Here is an 18,666-nt window from a genome sequence, read left to right on the forward strand (position 1 = left end):
TTAGAAAGTAAAAAAACCGAGTATGAGACTCGGTTTTTTATTGCCGTAAAATAAATTACGCGTTATTTTCTTTAAGCCATATCGCTACACGCTTTGCAAAATATGTCAGAATACCGTCAGCACCAGCACGCTTAAAGCATAATAATGATTCTAGAACACATTCTTGTTCTTTCAACCAACCATTTTGAATCGCAGCCATGTGCATTGCATACTCGCCACTCACTTGATAAGCAAATGTTGGTACGCCAAATTCATCTTTAACACGACGTACAATATCCAGATAAGGCATACCAGGCTTCACCATCACCATATCAGCACCTTCCTCGATGTCCATCGCCACTTCATGTAACGCTTCATCCGAGTTTGCCGGATCCATTTGGTAAGTAACCTTACTGCCGCCTTTTAGATTACTCGCCGAACCCACCGCATCACGGAAAGGTCCATAATAATTAGATGCATATTTTGCAGAGTAAGCCATAATTTGCGTATTCACATGACCCGCTTCTTCTAGTGCGATGCGGATAGCGCCAATACGACCATCCATCATATCTGAAGGGGCAACAATATCAGCACCTGCAGCAGCATGAGAAAGCGCCTGTTTAACTAAGATCTCAGTGGTAATATCGTTAAGAATATAACCCGAGTCATCAATGATACCGTCTTGGCCATGTGTGGTGAACGGGTCCAATGCCACATCAGTCATCACACCGAGGTCTGGAAATGATGATTTTAATGCACGCACTGCTTTCTGTGCTAAGCCATCAGCGTTATACGCTTCTTCTGCAAGTAAGCTTTTTTGTTCTAATGGGGTAACCGGGAAGATAGCAATCATCGGAATGCCTAACGCAACCAATTCTGCCGCCTCTTCGAGTAACAAATCAATCGATAAGCGCTCAACACCCGGCATTGATGCGATCGCTTCACGACGACCTGTACCTTCAAGTACAAACATAGGGTAGATAAGATCATTAACTGTTAATTGATGCTCAGCAACTAAACGACGAGAAAAATCATTTTTACGATTACGACGAGGGCGACGGTTTGGGAAGCCACCTAGAATAGTTTTACTCACGATATCTCCTTGCGAGGTAGGAATGCGAATTGGGAAACCAAGTACGCTTTGTACTTGGCTAGATAGTCATCTTACCGCGTGAGTAAATGAATATCAGCACCTTGTACTGAAATAGCATCAACAATTACATTAATTGACGAATTAATAGCAGCCTTTTGATCTATCTCAGGTAGCGCATACACATAAGTCGCAGTTGATAGTAAGAAACTCTCACATGTCGTTAAAAGGTATGGTATCGGTAAGTCTTTAATTATACCGTTATGAATACCCGTATTAAGTAATTGCGTAAAGAAGCCTAATACCTCTTCCCAAATAGCCAGTTGGATCTTTTTATCAAAATACAAAGAATGGCTACAAAGTAGGATAAACGCCATTTTTTGTGGGTGATTAACTAGCCAGTGAACACCGTTAACCCAGATATCAGTTAATCGAGATTCTGCATTATGATCATTCGGCTGCAATAAAGCCTGAGCAAATTCTTTTTTAACCTCAAGATACAAGGCTTCGATTAATGCTTCTTTCGTGGCAAAGTGATGAAACAAGGTTCCCGTTGCAACTTTTGCTTCACGTGCAATCGCCGCCGTCGTCGTACCATGAAAACCATTGACCGTGAACAACGCTAACGCGGCATCCAAGATCAGTGTTTTTTTAGATTTAGTCATATTATCTCAAGAAAAATTTCAAAATGATTTTTTGTATCAAACTCCCATACGGTGCATAAATAAAGCGCGTAGAATGGAATTTACCTTGTTTCAATATTGTTTTTGATTTTGAAAAAGTACGGAACCCTTCGATACCATGGTACTGTCCCATACCTGATGGGCCAACACCACCAAATGGGGCATCGTCAGCAGCAAAGTGCATGATTGTATCATTGATCGCGACACCACCGGAAATCGTCTCACGTATAATTTTTTTCTGAGTATAACTATCAAAACTCATGATATATAACGCTAATGGGTGTGGACGCGCTTTAATATATCGGATCGCATCATCAATCGAATCATAAGGTAAAATAGGTAACAATGGACCAAATATTTCATCCTGCATTAGCTGCATATCGTCACTCACATCTAACAATAAATGCGGTAACATACGGTGTCTTTGATCATCAAGACTGCAACCATCTTGCATTGTTTCAACCTTAGCCCCCTTTTGCTGTGCATCTTCTAGCCATGATTTAAGACGAGCATACTGGCGAGCATCAACAATATTAGTATAATCATCATTTTGCATTGCAGTAGGGTAACGACGATTAAACTCATTACGATATTCTTTAACAAACTCCATAACTTTTGCACGCGGGCAAAGAATATAATCAGGTGCAATGCAGATCTGGCCAGCATTCAGGCTTTTTCCTAACAAAATACGATTAACCGCCATTTTAATATCAATATCAGGGGCAACCACCACAGGTGATTTACCACCAAGTTCAAGCGTCACTGGCGTTAGGTTATCCGCAGCAGCACGCATTACATGCTTACCTACAACAGTCGAACCTGTAAATAATAAGTGATCAAAAGGCAGCTTAGTAAACGCTGCAGACAAGGCCATTTCACCTTCAACAATACAAACATCTTTACTATCAAATACTGAAGTAATGATCTGCTTTAGTACTTGATTAGTTTTCGGAGTGAATTCCGACATTTTAAGCATCGCACGATTACCAGCTGCAATACTGGTAATCAGAGGCATAACGGCAAGATTAATCGGGAAGTTCCAAGGTACGACAATACCAACGACCCCAACAGGTTGATAATGAACTGTCACACTTGCTGGAGCTAACAACAAACCGGGGCTACGTCGCGTCGGCTTCATCCACTTAGCTAAACGCGCCAAAGTATAATTAAATTGTGCCGTTGTAGGTAAAATATCAGCATACAAAGTATCGTGACGAGAACGGTGACCATAATCTTCTGAAACAGCCGTCACTAATGCTTCTTTGTTTGCCAAGAAAGCGGCTTTAAATAATATTAAGCGTTTCTTACGCTCAACCATATCCCATTCAGGTTGGGTTAAATAAGCTTCTTTTTGCGTTGCAAAGATCTGTTCCATTTCTACAATATCATCGATACTATCGCTATCATTCGTTCTGATTGTCGCTACACTCATAATTTTCATGCCTCAATATAAAAACCGACTAGTTAGTCAATCAAAATAGACTGGTTAGTCGGTTTTGTCTAGTCTTCGATACAGGAAGTATTAACTAAGCAATATAAAGTGATAGTGGTCACAGCTTAGGTAACCTAAAGAACTGTTCAGTCACCTGTAAACTGCGACGCAATAATAGCTCAACATCCTCATTACGCGCGGTAGCAATCGTTTGTGCAACATGCGGTAGATAGCAAGGTTCATTACGACGTGATTTAGGCTTTGGTTTTAGATTTCGCGGTAATAAATACGGCGCATCCGTTTCTAACATTAACCGATCAGCTGGGATATCTCGCACCAACTGGTATAATTCCGACCCACGACGTTCATCACAGATCCAGCCAGTAACACCAATATGTAAATCTAATTCTAGGCACGCAGCCAAATCACTCGCAGAACCAGTAAAACAGTGCAGTACAGCTGCGGGTAACGCTGAACGATAGTCTTTCAAGATTGCGATAAAACGTTCGTTAGCATCGCGTTCATGCATGAAAACTGGCATATTTAATTCGGCAGCAAGCTCTAACTGCTTTGCAAACGCGGCTTCTTGCATCGGGCGAGGAGAAAAATCACGGTTGAAGTCCAAACCACATTCACCAATAGCGACGACACTGTCATATTGAGCAAGGGCTTTAATTTGCTGCCAGCTATCATCTGTAGCATGTCGAGCATCGTGCGGGTGAATGCCTGCTGTTGAATAAAGTTGCAGTGGGTAATCTTGAGTAAGTTGATAAGCTAGCTGGCTTTCGGCGATATCCGTGCCAGTAACAATTAAACGACGCACCCCTTGGGCAGAGGCGCGTTCAATAACATCAGGTAAATCTTTGTGAAAAGCAGCGTTTGTTAAATTAACGCCTATATCAATCAGTTCCTGCTTCTTCATCTTTTGTCTCGTCCTGTTTAACGTAAAAACGAGAAAATAATAAACCTAACTCAAACAATAGCAACATAGGTATCGCTAATAATGTTTGTGAAATAATATCTGGCGGTGTTAATAACATCCCCATGATAAATGCAGCAACGACAATATAAGGTCGTTTTTGACGTAAATTTTCAGGCGTAGTTGCGCCAGTCCAACATAATACTAATGTGGCAATGGGGATCTCAAATGCGAGACCAAACGCAAAAAATATCTTCAACACAAAATCAAGATAGCTACTAATATCAGGCGCAAATGTTACCCCTTCCGGCGAAGCCGCCGCAAAGAACTCGAATGCTAAAGGAAACACAACGAAATAAGAAAAAGCAATACCAAGATAAAAGAGTAAAGCACTACTTATTACCAATGGCGCGATCAACTTCTTCTCGTGCTTATATAAACCTGGCGCGATAAAAGCCCAAACTTGATACAAAACCCAAGGGATAGCAATAAATGAAGAAGCAACCAGTGTTAACTTTATTGGAGTAAAAAATGGTGTTGCGACATCTGTTGCAATCATACTTGTACCAGCGGGTAATTGCGCAATCAGTGGCGCTGATATCAACTGATAAATATCATTAGCAAAATACACTAATGAAATAAAAACTAAGATAATTGCGGCACTCGCACGCAATAACCTATCTCTCAGTTCGATTAAATGGGCAATCAAAGGCTGAGTATTTGGATCTGCTGCCATTTATTTTTTATCCTGTTCAATTACCTGCTCTGCTACTTTAGGTGCTTGGTCAACACTCGGCGTAGATGTTGACGTCGATTTATCATCCGCATAAGGACGCGTCACCGACGCTGCAGCATCACGTAAAGAGTCGATAGAGCTTTGCAAATCAGGACTGATATTATTCATCCCTTGCTGCTCCGCTTTTTTCAAATTGTCATGCATTTCTTGAATTTTCAATTCATGTGACAATTCCTCTTTTACAGAATTGGCGGCACCCTTGATGGTTTTCACCCAAGAGCTCACAGTTCTGATAGCGACAGGTAAACGCTCTGGCCCTAATACTAATAGGCCCAGCACTGAAATAACCACAATTTCCCAAAATCCGATATCAAACATAAATTATGCCTGTTCTTTATCTTTTTTTGTTTCTTTGGTTACGTCTGTTTTTGTTGCAGTAGTTTCTTCTAATACTTTATTGTCTTCTTTCGTATCTTTAGGTTCGTCACTCATGGCTTTTTTGAAGCCTTTAACTGCCGCACCTAGATCACCACCAACATTACGTAACTTCTTCGTTCCAAACAATAAAAGAATAATTACAGCAATGATAATTAACTGAGTAACACTAATTCCGCCCATGATAAAACCTTATTTTATATAATTGAATACGTCATTATTAACGTCGATCAGTATACAGTATATAAGCTACATATTTACTACTCTCTGATCTACGATAAATTTTTTTCGCTTAGCTCACTTTGTTGTACCAACTACTTAAGCTTAAACCAGCCGACTATTAATAGCCCTGAGCCGATACTGGCTAACGTAATGGCTAGCGAAGTGGTATCAGGATTGTACACGATCGCCGCACAAATCATAAGTACACCACCACAGCTCAATAAATAACGACCTTTGTTTGCGTACGCTTGCTGCTGAGTAAAACGCTCTGCTTGGGTAAACAGTGTATCTAATTTAGCTTGCTGCTTAGTCGCTTTCGTGAGTGTATCAAACACCAGTTCAGGCAATTCTGGTAACTTTTCAGCCCAAAACGGCGCACGTTGTTTTACTGCAGAAAAGACCGCTTGTGGCCCCATCTGTTCTTTGACCCAATTTTCAAGAAATGGCTTAGCCGTATCCCATAAGTCTAGTTGAGGATAGAGCTGACGACCTAATCCCTCAATGTACAATAATGTCTTTTGCAATAATACTAATTGCGGTTGTACTGTCATATCAAACTTACGTGCAGTAGCAAATAGATTAACCAGTACATGACCAAAAGAAATTTCGGCTAATGGCTTTTCAAAAATGGGATCACACACAGTACGGATCGCAAATTCAAAATCATTAACATCAACATAGGATGGCACCCAACCAGAATCAACGTGTAACTCTGCGACTTTACGATAATCGCGATGGAAAAAGGCTAACAGATTCTCCGCTAAGTAACGCTTGTCGTCACGATTTAAGGTACCAACAATCCCACAATCAATACCAATCCAACGAGGATCTTCAGGTGTTTCATAAGAAACAAACACATTACCGGGATGCATATCGGCATGAAAAAAACTATCACGAAAAACTTGGGTAAAGAAGGTTTCAACACCTCGCTCAGCCAAGAGTTTCATATTGGTGCCCTGTGCCTCTAACGCAGCAATATCGGATACAGGAATACCGTAAATACGCTCCATTACAATCATATTTTTATGACTGTAATCTGGGTATATCTCTGGTACATACAACTCTTTAGAATCAAGAAAATTACGACGTAATTGGATTGCATTCGCCGCTTCACGCTCTAAATTCAATTCATCAAGAATCGTTTTTTCATAATCAAGAACTACTTCGAGTGGTCTTAAGCGCCTAGCCTCGGGGACTAACTTCAGTAATACTCTCGACAGACGTTTCATCAACTGAGTATCGGCGCGAATAATCGGTTCGATATCAGGTCGAATTATTTTAATAACAACTTCTTCGCCGTTGCTCTTTAACTTCGCTGTATGCACTTGTGCAATAGATGCAGATGCTAAAGGCATCGGATCAAAGTCATCAAATACGTCATCAATTGGCTGACCAAGCGCAGATTCGATCTGCTGCATTGCTAATTGACTATCAAATGGTGGCACCTGATCTTGCAACATAGCCAATTGCTCAGCAAACTCTTGTGGTAATAAATCACGACGCGTTGATAACATCTGACCAAATTTGATAAAAACAGGGCCAAGTTTCTGTAATGCTAATTTGATACGTTCTGCAGGTGACTTTTCTGCATGTTTATTTTTGATCCAAAAAATAGATTTTCTGAATAATCGTGCTGATAACGGCTGCAATTGTGCAGGTAACAATTCATCAATGCCATATTCCAAAACAACTTTTTGGATATGATAAAAACGCTTTAGCTCAACCAATGTCATTTATACATCTTCCTTACGTGACAATAATGCCAAACGCATTTCAATCTGCTTACATTGCTGTTCTAACTCATTTACTTCATCACAAAAATTAACAATTTCTAAAGCGCCTGGAGCTAAACGTATTTCTTCAATTAAATATTCAGCTACATTATTCCGTGCGATCATCATGTTGTTTTGCAGCCAAGCTTGGCTCGATTTTGCACCTTGTAGTAGCTTATGTGCAGCAACATCTCCTGTGTAACGAGATAAATGCTCTTCCCAATCAATATCTAATTCTTTTAAGATAATGCTAAACTTGCTTGCTACCATAGGATCACCGCTCATATCTAATTCACCCTCTTTAATCAGAGCAGTGAATTGTGAACTATCTTGTAATCGAGAAAGACTCGATAACTTTATATCCATACAGCAGTCTGCATTTCCATCATACTTGGCTAACACATCAACCTGAGATGAAAAAATAAAATAAAGTGGCTTTGGTAGTTCTGCAATATTTACCTGTAGCACTTTACCTTTTAGCGACGCGATCTTATCTACTGCATTTGTATCTGCTTTTAATAATTGATTCAATAATGTTTCAATTCCCGCAGTAACTAGCATTTCGATTGGCATGAGTATTCCTTAGAATTTGTAACCGCGATGCAGAGCAACAATACCACCAGTCAAGTTGTGATATTCAACGCTTTCAAAACCAGCAGTTTCCATCATACCTTTTAATGTTTCTTGATTTGGATGCATACGAATTGATTCTGCTAGATATTGGTAACTATCGCCATCATCAGCAATTAATTCACCCATCTTAGGTAAAATATTAAATGAATAGAAATCATAAATTTTATTTAATGCTTCAGAATCTGGTTTTGAGAATTCAAGAACTAATAAACGACCACCTGGTTTTAATACACGAAACATCGATGCTAGCGCTTTATCTTTATCAGTCACGTTACGTAAACCAAATGCTATCGTGATCAGGTCGAAATGATTATCAGGAAAAGGCAGTTCTTCAGCATTTGCTTGCACGTAAGTCACGTTACCAACAATACCACGGTCACGTAATTTAGCACGACCAACTTTTAGCATTGAATCATTAATATCAGCAAGCGTCACTGCGCCAGTGTCTCCAACAATACGCGAAAACTTAGCAGTTAAATCACCTGTACCACCGGCAAGATCTAAAACTTTATGGCCAGGTCTTACACCACTGCAATCAATCGTAAAACGTTTCCACAGACGATGAATCCCCATAGACATGAGGTCATTCATTACATCATATTTAGCCGCGACTGAATGAAACACACTCGCAACCATATCGACCTTTTGGTCTGACTCTACAGTTTTATAGCCAAAATGAGTGGTGTTATTTGATTTATCTGTCATCGAGCTGTCCTTAATATCAGTTTAAGCGGATAGTTTACTGCAACTCAGAGCCAACTGAAACGAAACAAAGCATTTAATCTATAAAAGGTAAAAAAATACCACATAGGATAAGTTATCATAAGAAAATCCAGTACTCAGTGTGATAGATCGCTTATCTTTTTATCAAGAGTCTAACGGCAATCTGCTCGGTACTTTATCTCTGAATTTCAGGATTTCATTGTTTGTTAGCGGTGTGGACGGGACTCGAAGTCTTCGGCAGCGTAACAGGCCACTTGTTTGGGTGAACAGTCTAACCAACTGAGTACTACTAATAAGAATAAAGGATCCCCACAATCTTTATTTTTGTATCTGAATTTCAGGCACAAAAAAAGCCTCTATTTATAACAAAAAGTTTTCGATTCAGGCTTTCGTTGTTTGTTGGCGGAGTGCCGGGACTCGAACCCGCGAAGCCTTCGGCAGCGTGACAGGCCGCCTTTTTAGGTAAACAGTCTAACCAACTGAACGACCACTCCGAACAATCTGAATTTTTGTATCCTGAATTTCAGGCACAAAAAAAGCCTCTATTTCTAACAAAAAGTTTTCGATTCAGGCTTTCGTTGTTGTTGGCAAAGAGAAAGCGGACGGCTTTCTATAAACACAACCCGCGAGCCCCTGCGTGACAGGCCGCTTATGGTTTTATAAAGAGTCTAACCAACTGAACGCCCACCCCGAACAATCTGTATTTTTGTATCCTGAATTTCAGGCACAAAAAAAGCCTGAATCTTTCGATTCAGGCTTTCGTTGTTGTTGGCGGAGTGGACGGGACTCGAACCCGCGACCCCCGGCGTGACAGGCCGGTATTCTAACCAACTGAACTACCACTCCGCACAATCTGTGCTAATGTTTCCATCAGTCTATTCTTTATACAAGGTATAAAACCTTGATTGTAGTCTTTCGACTCAATTTGGCGCTTGGCGATGCCCTACTCTCACATGGGGAAGCCCCACACTACCATCGGCGTTATTACGTTTCACTACTGAGTTCGGAATGGGATCAGGTGGTACCGCAACACTATGGTCACCAAGCAAATTTGGTTTGCTTTCAAGTTGTATCTTTAAAATCTGAAAAGCTATAAATAAAGAAGTCTTTAAAACATAAAGTGTTCTGTCTATTCTTAAGTCGATATTTCAATTAATCATACTTTAATTTGTATGGTTAAGCCTCACGGGTAATTAGTACAAGTTAGCTCAATGCCTCACAGCACTTACACACCTTGCCTATCAACGTTGTAGTCTCCAACGGCCCTTCAGGGGACTTAAAGTCCCAGTGAGAACTCATCTCGAGGCCTGCTTCCCGCTTAGATGCTTTCAGCGGTTATCAGTTCCGAACTTAGCTACCGGGCAATGCTATTGGCATAACAACCCGAACACCAGTGGTTCGTCCACTCCGGTCCTCTCGTACTAGGAGCAGCTCCTCTCAATTCTCAAACGCCCACGGCAGATAGGGACCGAACTGTCTCACGACGTTCTAAACCCAGCTCGCGTACCACTTTAAATGGCGAACAGCCATACCCTTGGGACCAACTTCAGCCCCAGGATGTGATGAGCCGACATCGAGGTGCCAAACACCGCCGTCGATATGAACTCTTGGGCGGTATCAGCCTGTTATCCCCGGAGTACCTTTTATCCGTTGAGCGATGGCCCTTCCATTCAGAACCACCGGATCACTAAGACCTACTTTCGTACCTGCTCGACGTGTCTGTCTCGCAGTTAAGCTGGCTTATGCCTTTGCACTAACCACATGATGTCCAACCATGTTTAGCCAACCTTCGTGCTCCTCCGTTACTCTTTGGGAGGAGACCGCCCCAGTCAAACTACCCACCAGACACTGTCCGCAATCCCGATAAGGGACCTACGTTAGAACATCAAACGTACAAGGGTGGTATTTCAAGGTTGACTCCACATCATCTAGCGACAATGCTTCAACGTCTCCCACCTATCCTACACATGTAGGTTCAATGTTCAGTGCCAAGCTATAGTAAAGGTTCACGGGGTCTTTCCGTCTAGCCGCGGGTACACTGCATCTTAACAGCGATTTCAATTTCACTGAGTCTCGGGTGGAGACAGCGTGGCCATCATTACGCCATTCGTGCAGGTCGGAACTTACCCGACAAGGAATTTCGCTACCTTAGGACCGTTATAGTTACGGCCGCCGTTTACCGGGGCTTCGATCATGAGCTTCGACCTAAGTCTAACCCAATCAATTAACCTTCCGGCACCGGGCAGGCGTCACACCGTATACGTCATCTTTCGATTTTGCACAGTGCTGTGTTTTTAATAAACAGTTGCAGCCACCATTTCTCTGCGACCGACAATAGCTTACGGAGCAAGTCCTTCACCATCATCGGCGTACCTTCTCCCGAAGTTACGGTACCATTTTGCCTAGTTCCTTCACCCGAGTTCTCTCAAGCGCCTTAGTATTCTCTACCTAACCACCTGTGTCGGTTTGGGGTACGATTCTCTTATATCTGAAGCTTAGAGGTTTTTCCTGGAAGCCGGGTATCAACTACTTCATCTCCGTAGAGACTCGTCATCAGCTCTCAGCCTTAATGTGCGCCCGGATTTACCTAAGCACACAGCCTACAACCTTAAACATGGACAACCATCGCCATGCTAGCCTAACCTTCTCCGTCACCCCATCGCAATATAAGTGAGTACAGGAATATTAACCTGTTTCCCATCGACTACGCCTTTCGGCCTCGCCTTAGGGGTCGACTCACCCTGCCCCGATTAACGTTGGACAGGAACCCTTGGTCTTTCGGCGTGGAGGTTTTTCACCCCCATTATCGTTACTCATGTCAACATTCGCACTTCTGATACCTCCAGCAAGCTTCTCAACTCACCTTCGACGGCTTACAGAACGCTCCTCTACCATGCAAGAACAAGTCTTGCATCCGTAGCTTCGGTGGTATGTTTAGCCCCGTTAAATCTTCCGCGCAGACCGACTCGACCAGTGAGCTATTACGCTTTCTTTAAAAGATGGCTGCTTCTAAGCCAACTTCCTGGCTGTCTGAGCCTTTCCACATCGTTTCCCACTTAACATACACTTTGGGACCTTAGCTGACGGTCTGGGTTGTTTCCCTTTCCACGACGGACGTTAGCACCCGCCGTGTGTCTCCCGCGATTGAACTTATTGGTATTCGGAGTTTGCAAAGGGTTGGTAAGTCGGGATGACCCCCTAGCCTTAACAGTGCTCTACCCCCAATAGTTAGACGCGAGGCGCTACCTAAATAGCTTTCGAGGAGAACCAGCTATCTCCCGGTTTGATTGGCCTTTCACCCCCAGCCACAAGTCATCCGCTAATTTTTCAACATTAGTCGGTTCGGTCCTCCAGTTGATGTTACTCAACCTTCAACCTGCCCATGGCTAGATCACCGGGTTTCGGGTCTAATCCCAGCAACTATTCGCGCAGTTAACACTCGGTTTCCCTACGGCTCCGCTATTCGCTTAACCTTGCTACTGAAATTAAGTCGTTGACCCATTATACAAAAGGTACGCAGTCACAGAACAAGTCTGCTCCCACTGCTTGTACGTATACGGTTTCAGGTTCTATTTCACTCCCCTCACAGGGGTTCTTTTCGCCTTTCCCTCACGGTACTGGTTCACTATCGGTCAGTCAGTAGTATTTAGCCTTGGAAGATGGTCCTCCCATATTCAAACAGCATATCACGTGTGCCGTCCTACTCGATTTCACAGTAAGGTCGTTTTCATGTACGGGACTATCACCCTGTATCGTGAAACTTTCCAGAATCTTCCACTAACTTCCAAACTGCTTAAGGGCTAGACCCCGTTCGCTCGCCGCTACTAAGGGTATCTCTATTGATTTCTTTTCCTCGGGGTACTTAGATGTTTCAGTTCTCCCGGTTCGCTTCGCAACGCTATGTATTCACGTTACGATACTCTACAAAGTAGAGTGGGTTCCCCCATTCGGAAATCTGTGGATTAACGCTTTTTATCAACTCCCCACAGCTTAACGCAGATTAACACGTCCTTCATCGCCTCTGACTGCCTAGGCATCCACCGTATACGCTTAGTCACTTAACCATACAATCTAAAGTCGACCGTACAATTGAAATAACTAGGTATTATCTAGTTTTTTTCGCCTCAAGAATACTCAAGAACACTATATTGTTATTGCCGAAGCAATAACGTGTTTTAAGAACTTCTTTATTTATTCAGCTTTCCAAATTTTTAAAGAGCAATTTGCTAAAAAGCAAAGATAAGCATTAAGCTTGCTTAGCTTTGTATTTTAACAACTATGATGTGGTGGAGCTATGCGGGATCGAACCGCAGACCTCCTGCGTGCAAGGCAGGCGCTCTCCCAGCTGAGCTATAGCCCCACATCATAGAGTTCGTAAGAAGATTGGTAGGACTGAGTAGATTTGAACTACCGACCTCACCCTTATCAGGGGCGCGCTCTAACCAACTGAGCTACAGTCCTATCGCATTTCTTACATGCTTTTCAACTTTCTATTCAAGCAATTTGTGTGGACACTTACAAAAACTAACAACTTTACGTAAGGAGGTGATCCAGCCCCAGGTTCCCCTAGGGCTACCTTGTTACGACTTCACCCCAGTCATGAACCACACCGTGGTCATCGCCCTCCCGAAGGTTAAGCTAATGACTTCTGGTGCAGCCCACTCCCATGGTGTGACGGGCGGTGTGTACAAGGCCCGGGAACGTATTCACCGTGACATTCTGATTCACGATTACTAGCGATTCCGACTTCATGGGGTCGAGTTGCAGACCCCAATCCGGACTACGACGCACTTTATGGGATTCGCTTACCATTGCTGGTTTGCAGCCCTTTGTATGCGCCATTGTAGCACGTGTGTAGCCCTACTCGTAAGGGCCATGATGACTTGACGTCGTCCCCACCTTCCTCCGGTTTATCACCGGCAGTCTCCTTAGAGTTCCCACCATTACGTGCTGGCAAATAAGGATAAGGGTTGCGCTCGTTGCGGGACTTAACCCAACATTTCACAACACGAGCTGACGACAGCCATGCAGCACCTGTCTCATAGTTCCCGAAGGCACCAATTCATCTCTGAAAAGTTCTATGGATGTCAAGAGTAGGTAAGGTTCTTCGCGTTGCATCGAATTAAACCACATGCTCCACCGCTTGTGCGGGCCCCCGTCAATTCATTTGAGTTTTAACCTTGCGGCCGTACTCCCCAGGCGGTCTACTTAATGCGTTAGCTTAAGAGCCCAGTTCTCAAGGAACCAAACTCCGAGTAGACATCGTTTACGGCGTGGACTACCGGGGTATCTAATCCCGTTTGCTACCCACGCTTTCGCATCTGAGCGTCAGTTACTTGCCAGGTGGCCGCCTTCGCCACTGGTATTCCTTCAGATCTCTACGCATTTCACCGCTACACCTGAAATTCTACCACCCTCTCAAGAACTCTAGTTTGCCAGTTCGAAATGCAGTTCCCAGGTTGAGCCCGGGGCTTTCACATCTCGCTTAACAAACCGCCTGCATGCGCTTTACGCCCAGTAATTCCGATTAACGCTTGCACCCTCCGTATTACCGCGGCTGCTGGCACGGAGTTAGCCGGTGCTTCTTCTGCGAGTAACGTCACAGCAGTAGAGTATTAATCTACTGCCTTTCCTCCTCGCTGAAAGTACTTTACAACCCTAAGGCCTTCTTCATACACGCGGTATGGCTGCATCAGGGTTTCCCCCATTGTGCAATATTCCCCACTGCTGCCTCCCGTAGGAGTCTGGACCGTGTCTCAGTTCCAGTGTGGCTGATCATCCTCTCAGACCAGCTAGGGATCGTCGCCTTGGTGAGCTCTTACCTCACCAACAAGCTAATCCCACTTGGGCTCATCTAGTCGCGAGAGCTTTCAAGAAGAGGCCCCCTTTCACCCGTAGGTCGTATGCGGTATTAGCAGTCGTTTCCAACTGTTGTCCCCCTCGACTAGGCAGATTCCCAAGCATTACTCACCCGTCCGCCGCTCGACGCCAGAATAGCAAGCTATTCTTCGTTTCCGCTCGACTTGCATGTGTTAAGCCTACCGCCAGCGTTCAATCTGAGCCATGATCAAACTCTTCAATTAAAAGTTTTTTGACTAATCAACGATGTTGATTAAGTCGGCTCAATGAATTCTGTACTTCAACAACAAACCGAGGTTTGTTGTTTATAAAACCAAATCTTTCGATTTAATTTAATGTTCACAATTACATTGATATAATTTTTGGTCATTATATCTCTGCAAGTGCTCACACAGATTGCTTGAATAAATTGTTAAAGAGCATTGACATCAACGCTTTGCGTCGTAGTCAGGCTGCGTATTCTACGCAAACCAGATTCGAAGTCAAGCACATATTTATGCTTTATTCAGGACGTTTAAAAAGTAACCTAAGTTCTTTTTAAACACCTTACTGAGCGGCTGTTGCCGTGTCAGTGAGGACGCATTATAGAGATCTAACTTTACATGGCAAGTCTTTATTAACAAAACATGTAACCAGACAAAGAGCTGCTCATATAACAGCCAAATAGATCACGTCCACGACCAAACTGCTCGATAAATAACATTCACTCTATGCTTATAATAGCCATCACTCCATATATCGATTATTTTATCCCTACATTTACCTCATAATGAAACTATCATGTCTTTACCTATTGAATATACCCGCTTAAACCTATTAGTCGCCGAGAAAACCAAACGCCAACGACAATACAAAGCTCAACTCCTTGTAATACGCAGCGGTGATATCAACATTCGTTTAGGTAAAACACTTATCACAGTCAATCAATCACAATCTATATGGTTACCGCATGACTGCTTATATTCAGTTGAATCATTAGCAACAAGTCAGATTGATATATTATCGTTTTCAGCTCGAGTAACAATTGGTTTACCAACCCGCTTATATCAATCTACAACGCCTTCATTATTACCTTTATTAATAGACGAGCTCACAACAATAGATAAAACCAGTGTTCCAGCTCAGCATTTATTTCAAGTATGCTTAGATCAGGTCCATAAATTAACAGAGCATGTTTAAGCTAATGTTATTTTATGGGTAAATTGCGTATAATTAATTTTTCCATTATTTAAATCAATTATGTTTATTTTTAAATGCGAAGGTTTTAATCAAGAACAAGCAACGATTCAAGTTACATCGTTACTGTGGACAGAATCAGGCGAAGTCACCTTTAGCGCTACTGATGATAACTTTGCCTGCTTACTACTAACCCAATGTAAAAGTGATAGTGGTGGTTTTTTCAACCTACTCGCAGGTTGTAAACCTTTGTTGGTAGAACAATGGCTAGAATATTTAGAAGAAAAGCAGTTAATCAAAAAAGTATCACTAGAGCAAGTCGATTATAAAGAAGCTGAATACCCGCTCAAACTAGCCTTTGATGATGAACATGCCAGTACATTACTTGATATGCTATACAAAATAGGTAATTTCAATCGTTTACAAGTTTCTCGCTATTTAAAGAATAGAAACAACATTACCTATCTATCAACCAAGTATGACAAAACAGACTTACAACGCTATCAGCAACTTGGTAAAGCAATTAATTTTATTCTCAGACTAAAGAAATAGCACAAAAAATCATAACTAGTTTGCCTAAACCTTTCAACTTACTTATCTTATCAGCCATTTACATTATGTAGCACTAAAGTGTGATAGTTAATGACTTAAAACAATAGCCAATTATGTTAAGCGAGTGTTAATATCATTACTTATTAACGACAATCGAAATAACACAAGGAAGTGCTGTTTTATGAAGAAGTTACTTGCATATATTGTGCTGAGTACTAGTCTATATGGATGTCAATCGGCACCTAACTACAAATACCAGCCCAGCAAACTAGATAATATTGCTATCGTACGTTATCAAACAATGGCGGATAATTATCAGCATCTGAAATTTGATCGCTACAACTCAATTCTGACAGTCATTTACCAACTGCCAGCCAACAATCTTATCTGGCAACAAGATCAAATAGAAAAACAAACGCATAATACGTTATGTGAAAATAAAAATAGTACCATTTATCGATTGGCGCACAAAGATCATGTAGGCGTGAAATTTGTTTATAAGGGCCAAGGCGGAAAAACCTTAGGCCCTTGGGCTATAGATATCTGTGAACAAAACTAATATAGAGAATGGGTGTTCAGTAACACTAAACACCCATTCTCTATTATGCGGCAGCAAGGTTTTTAATCACTTCTATTTGATTCACTGCATTTAATAATGCCGTTAGTGATGCCGTTAAAATATCGCGGTTAACCGCAACCCCAATAACGGATTGTGTTGCAGTTTTCAGTTGTAAATAAGCAATTGCATCGGCATCTGCACCTTTACTTAATGCATGCTCACTAAAATTAACTACATCAAATTCAATATTAAAATGTTGTTTTAGCGCTTGTATAAAGGCTGTTAAGGCTCCATTCCCCTCACCTGTGATCGCTTTTAATTCTCCAGAATTTTCAAGTTGAGCCTGTATTTTATCTATATTGCCATGACTAACGTTATATTCCATTAACTTATAAAAGTCATCACTACTTCCATAAGTTGATTTAAATAGCTGCCATATTTGCGGGATCATCAACTCACTAGCGGTTGTTTCCGATTTTTGTTGCACCACACTAGAGAATTCAACCTGTAGCCAACGAGGTAACTGCACGCCATATTCTTGTTCAAGTAAATAAGCAATGCCACCTTTACCCGACTGGCTATTTACACGAATAACATGCTTTAACGTTCGATTTAAATCAGTTGGGTCAATAGGTAAATAAGCCACATTCCAAATATCTTCAGGTTTTCTGCGGTCTAGACATTTTTTAATCGCATCCTGATGACTTCCAGAAAAAGCGGTATACACTAATTCACCAACATAAGGATGACGAGGATGAACAGGTAGCTTGGTACATTCCGTTATAGTGGTAATAACATTATCAATATCGCCGAGATTAAGTTTAGGATCGATACCTTGGCTATAAAGGTTCATAGCCATCGTAATAATATCCATATTGCCAGTACGTTCACCATTACCTAATAAGGTACCTTCCACACGGTCTGCTCCCGCCATCACAGCGAGTTCAGCTGCCGCAACAGCACAACCACGATCGTTGTGAGTATGTACACTGACGGTAATGGCTTCTCGACCCTGCACATGTTCACAGAACCATTCGACTTGATCAGCAAACACGTTCGGCGTCGACATTTCGACCGTTGCAGGCAAATTAATAATGACCGGATTTGCCGGTGTTGGCTGCCAAACCGCATTGACCGCATCACAAATATCAACGGCAAAATCCAATTCTGTACCCGAAAAACTTTCCGGTGAATATTCAAACTGCCAGCAAGGCCCAGGATTAGCATCAGCATGCTGTTTAACCCATGTAGCCCCTTGCACCGCTATATCAATTATACCTTGACGATCTTTTTGAAAGACAAGCTCTCTTTGTACTGTTGACGTTGAATTATAAACGTGGATAATCGCCTGTTTCACACCTTTTAGTGCTGCGAATGTTTTTTCGATAAGACTTTCACGCGCTTGGGTTAAAACTTGAATAGTCACATCATCTGGGATCTTATTTTCTTCAATTAACCAGCGGACAAAATCAAAATCCATTTTCGATGCAGCAGGAAAACCAACTTCGATTTGTTTAAAACCCATAGTCAATAAAAGTTGGTAATAACGGCGCTTTTGCGCAACTGTCATCGGCTCAACAAGCGCTTGATTGCCATCGCGTAAATCAACACTACACCATTGCGGAGCCTGAATAATACTCTTATTCGGCCATTGTCGATTAGGCATATTTAGGATTGGGAAAGCTTGGTATTTACTGTGGTTAAATGTAGTCATATTAAAGTCCTTTTACGTATTTACAGTCACATCATCAATGATGAATTAGCGATCATCGCGCTGGGTAAAAACAGCAACTAAGCACCACACTCAAGGCTTAGTTACTGTATCCAAGTCGTATACGTAATAAAGATTTAATTTTTTTATCAACCATCATCGGCACCAAACGTTTATTGACAGAA

Annotated in this window: 14 protein-coding genes, 3 tRNA genes and 3 rRNA genes; 3 read left to right on the plus strand and 17 right to left on the minus strand. The window is 42.1% G+C overall.

The genetic code is table 11. The features are described from left to right. Nucleotides 1-55 precede the first annotated feature (55 nt). The 16 genes from hemB to HWV03_RS22240 form a co-directional block, all read right to left on the minus strand. Nucleotides 56-1,072, minus strand: coding sequence for a porphobilinogen synthase (gene hemB / locus HWV03_RS22165; protein ID WP_211677947.1), 1,017 nt, complete (start codon nt 1,070-1,072; stop codon nt 56-58). A gap of 71 nt (nt 1,073-1,143) precedes the next feature. Continuing rightward, entirely contained in the window at nt 1,144-1,734 is a 591-nt protein-coding gene (locus HWV03_RS22170; RefSeq protein ID WP_211677948.1) for a TetR/AcrR family transcriptional regulator, read from the minus strand. 1 nt (nt 1,735) lies between these two features. Next, complete coding sequence (locus HWV03_RS22175; RefSeq protein WP_211677949.1) at nt 1,736-3,184, minus strand: coniferyl aldehyde dehydrogenase; 1,449 nt, start codon at nt 3,182-3,184, stop codon at nt 1,736-1,738. A 118-nt stretch (nt 3,185-3,302) separates the two neighbouring features. Next, nucleotides 3,303-4,106, minus strand: a complete 804-nt coding sequence (locus HWV03_RS22180) for a TatD family hydrolase (protein WP_211677950.1) — start codon at nt 4,104-4,106, stop codon at nt 3,303-3,305. After that, nucleotides 4,084-4,839, minus strand: coding sequence for a twin-arginine translocase subunit TatC (tatC, locus tag HWV03_RS22185; protein WP_211673503.1), 756 nt, complete (start codon nt 4,837-4,839; stop codon nt 4,084-4,086). The genes HWV03_RS22180 and tatC overlap by 23 nt, the downstream gene beginning before the upstream one ends. Further along, nucleotides 4,840-5,217 carry a Sec-independent protein translocase protein TatB gene (gene tatB / locus HWV03_RS22190; protein ID WP_211677951.1) on the minus strand — a complete coding sequence of 126 codons (378 nt, stop codon included), beginning with the start codon at nt 5,215-5,217 and terminating at the stop codon, nt 4,840-4,842. It abuts the gene before it with no gap. A 3-nt stretch (nt 5,218-5,220) separates the two neighbouring features. Continuing rightward, on the minus strand, nt 5,221-5,457 hold the full coding sequence (tatA, locus tag HWV03_RS22195; RefSeq protein ID WP_211677952.1) for a twin-arginine translocase TatA/TatE family subunit: 237 nt from the start codon (nt 5,455-5,457) through the stop codon (nt 5,221-5,223). 131 nt (nt 5,458-5,588) lie between these two features. Next, nucleotides 5,589-7,229, minus strand: coding sequence for a ubiquinone biosynthesis regulatory protein kinase UbiB (gene ubiB, locus HWV03_RS22200; RefSeq protein WP_211677953.1), 1,641 nt, complete (start codon nt 7,227-7,229; stop codon nt 5,589-5,591). Continuing rightward, nucleotides 7,230-7,841 (minus strand): ubiquinone biosynthesis accessory factor UbiJ, encoded by a 612-nt coding sequence (locus HWV03_RS22205; RefSeq protein WP_211673506.1) that lies wholly within the window; start codon nt 7,839-7,841, stop codon nt 7,230-7,232. Between the two features lie 9 nt (nt 7,842-7,850). Beyond that, nucleotides 7,851-8,606: a bifunctional demethylmenaquinone methyltransferase/2-methoxy-6-polyprenyl-1,4-benzoquinol methylase UbiE gene (gene ubiE / locus HWV03_RS22210; RefSeq protein ID WP_211673507.1), complete on the minus strand. Its 756-nt coding sequence runs from the start codon at nt 8,604-8,606 to the stop codon at nt 7,851-7,853. A gap of 787 nt (nt 8,607-9,393) precedes the next feature. Beyond that, a tRNA-Asp gene (locus HWV03_RS22215) sits at nt 9,394-9,470 on the minus strand. Between the two features lie 84 nt (nt 9,471-9,554). Further along, nucleotides 9,555-9,670: ribosomal RNA gene (gene rrf / locus HWV03_RS22220) — 5S ribosomal RNA — on the minus strand. Between the two features lie 126 nt (nt 9,671-9,796). Then, a 23S ribosomal RNA gene (locus HWV03_RS22225) occupies nt 9,797-12,688 on the minus strand. Between the two features lie 220 nt (nt 12,689-12,908). Beyond that, nucleotides 12,909-12,984, minus strand: a tRNA-Ala gene (locus tag HWV03_RS22230). A gap of 24 nt (nt 12,985-13,008) precedes the next feature. Next, nucleotides 13,009-13,085, minus strand: a tRNA-Ile gene (locus tag HWV03_RS22235). 77 nt (nt 13,086-13,162) lie between these two features. Further along, nucleotides 13,163-14,707 (minus strand): 16S ribosomal RNA (locus tag HWV03_RS22240). Together the 16S, 23S and 5S rRNA genes with 3 tRNA genes alongside form the textbook arrangement of a ribosomal RNA operon. 556 nt (nt 14,708-15,263) lie before the next feature. Between HWV03_RS22240 and HWV03_RS22245 the strand changes: the two genes are divergently transcribed. The 3 genes from HWV03_RS22245 to HWV03_RS22255 all read left to right on the plus strand — a co-directional run bounded on the left by HWV03_RS22245 (nt 15,264) and on the right by HWV03_RS22255 (nt 16,770). After that, nucleotides 15,264-15,662 (plus strand): hypothetical protein, encoded by a 399-nt coding sequence (locus HWV03_RS22245; RefSeq protein WP_211677954.1) that lies wholly within the window; start codon nt 15,264-15,266, stop codon nt 15,660-15,662. Nucleotides 15,663-15,722: 60 nt separating this feature from the next. Further along, entirely contained in the window at nt 15,723-16,211 is a 489-nt protein-coding gene (locus HWV03_RS22250) for a hypothetical protein (protein WP_211677955.1), read from the plus strand. 181 nt (nt 16,212-16,392) lie between these two features. Next, nucleotides 16,393-16,770, plus strand: a complete 378-nt coding sequence (locus HWV03_RS22255) for a hypothetical protein (RefSeq protein WP_211677956.1) — start codon at nt 16,393-16,395, stop codon at nt 16,768-16,770. A 43-nt stretch (nt 16,771-16,813) separates the two neighbouring features. Here HWV03_RS22255 and leuA read toward each other — a convergent pair whose 3' ends face one another. Continuing rightward, nucleotides 16,814-18,484 carry a 2-isopropylmalate synthase gene (leuA, locus tag HWV03_RS22260; protein ID WP_211677957.1) on the minus strand — a complete coding sequence of 557 codons (1,671 nt, stop codon included), beginning with the start codon at nt 18,482-18,484 and terminating at the stop codon, nt 16,814-16,816. Nucleotides 18,485-18,666 lie beyond the last annotated feature (182 nt).

Origin of the sequence: Moritella sp. 36, assembly GCF_018219415.1 — a bacterium.
Taxonomy (GTDB): Bacteria; Pseudomonadota; Gammaproteobacteria; order Enterobacterales; family Moritellaceae; genus Moritella.

Excerpts from the sequence above, each read along its gene's own strand:
- HWV03_RS22170 (WP_211677948.1), bottom strand. The coding sequence starts at position 1,734 with ATGACTAAATCTAAAAAAACACTGATCTTGGATGCCGCGTTAGCGTTG.
- HWV03_RS22175 (WP_211677949.1), bottom strand. The coding sequence starts at position 3,184 with ATGAGTGTAGCGACAATCAGAACGAATGATAGCGATAGTATCGATGAT.
- HWV03_RS22180 (WP_211677950.1), bottom strand. The coding sequence starts at position 4,106 with ATGAAGAAGCAGGAACTGATTGATATAGGCGTTAATTTAACAAACGCT.
- tatC (WP_211673503.1), bottom strand. The coding sequence starts at position 4,839 with ATGGCAGCAGATCCAAATACTCAGCCTTTGATTGCCCATTTAATCGAA.
- tatB (WP_211677951.1), bottom strand. The coding sequence starts at position 5,217 with ATGTTTGATATCGGATTTTGGGAAATTGTGGTTATTTCAGTGCTGGGC.
- tatA (WP_211677952.1), bottom strand. The coding sequence starts at position 5,457 with ATGGGCGGAATTAGTGTTACTCAGTTAATTATCATTGCTGTAATTATT.
- ubiB (WP_211677953.1), bottom strand. The coding sequence starts at position 7,229 with ATGACATTGGTTGAGCTAAAGCGTTTTTATCATATCCAAAAAGTTGTT.
- HWV03_RS22205 (WP_211673506.1), bottom strand. The coding sequence starts at position 7,841 with ATGCCAATCGAAATGCTAGTTACTGCGGGAATTGAAACATTATTGAAT.
- ubiE (WP_211673507.1), bottom strand. The coding sequence starts at position 8,606 with ATGACAGATAAATCAAATAACACCACTCATTTTGGCTATAAAACTGTA.
- HWV03_RS22245 (WP_211677954.1), top strand. The coding sequence starts at position 15,264 with ATGTCTTTACCTATTGAATATACCCGCTTAAACCTATTAGTCGCCGAG.
- HWV03_RS22250 (WP_211677955.1), top strand. The coding sequence starts at position 15,723 with ATGTTTATTTTTAAATGCGAAGGTTTTAATCAAGAACAAGCAACGATT.
- HWV03_RS22255 (WP_211677956.1), top strand. The coding sequence starts at position 16,393 with ATGAAGAAGTTACTTGCATATATTGTGCTGAGTACTAGTCTATATGGA.
- leuA (WP_211677957.1), bottom strand. The coding sequence starts at position 18,484 with ATGACTACATTTAACCACAGTAAATACCAAGCTTTCCCAATCCTAAAT.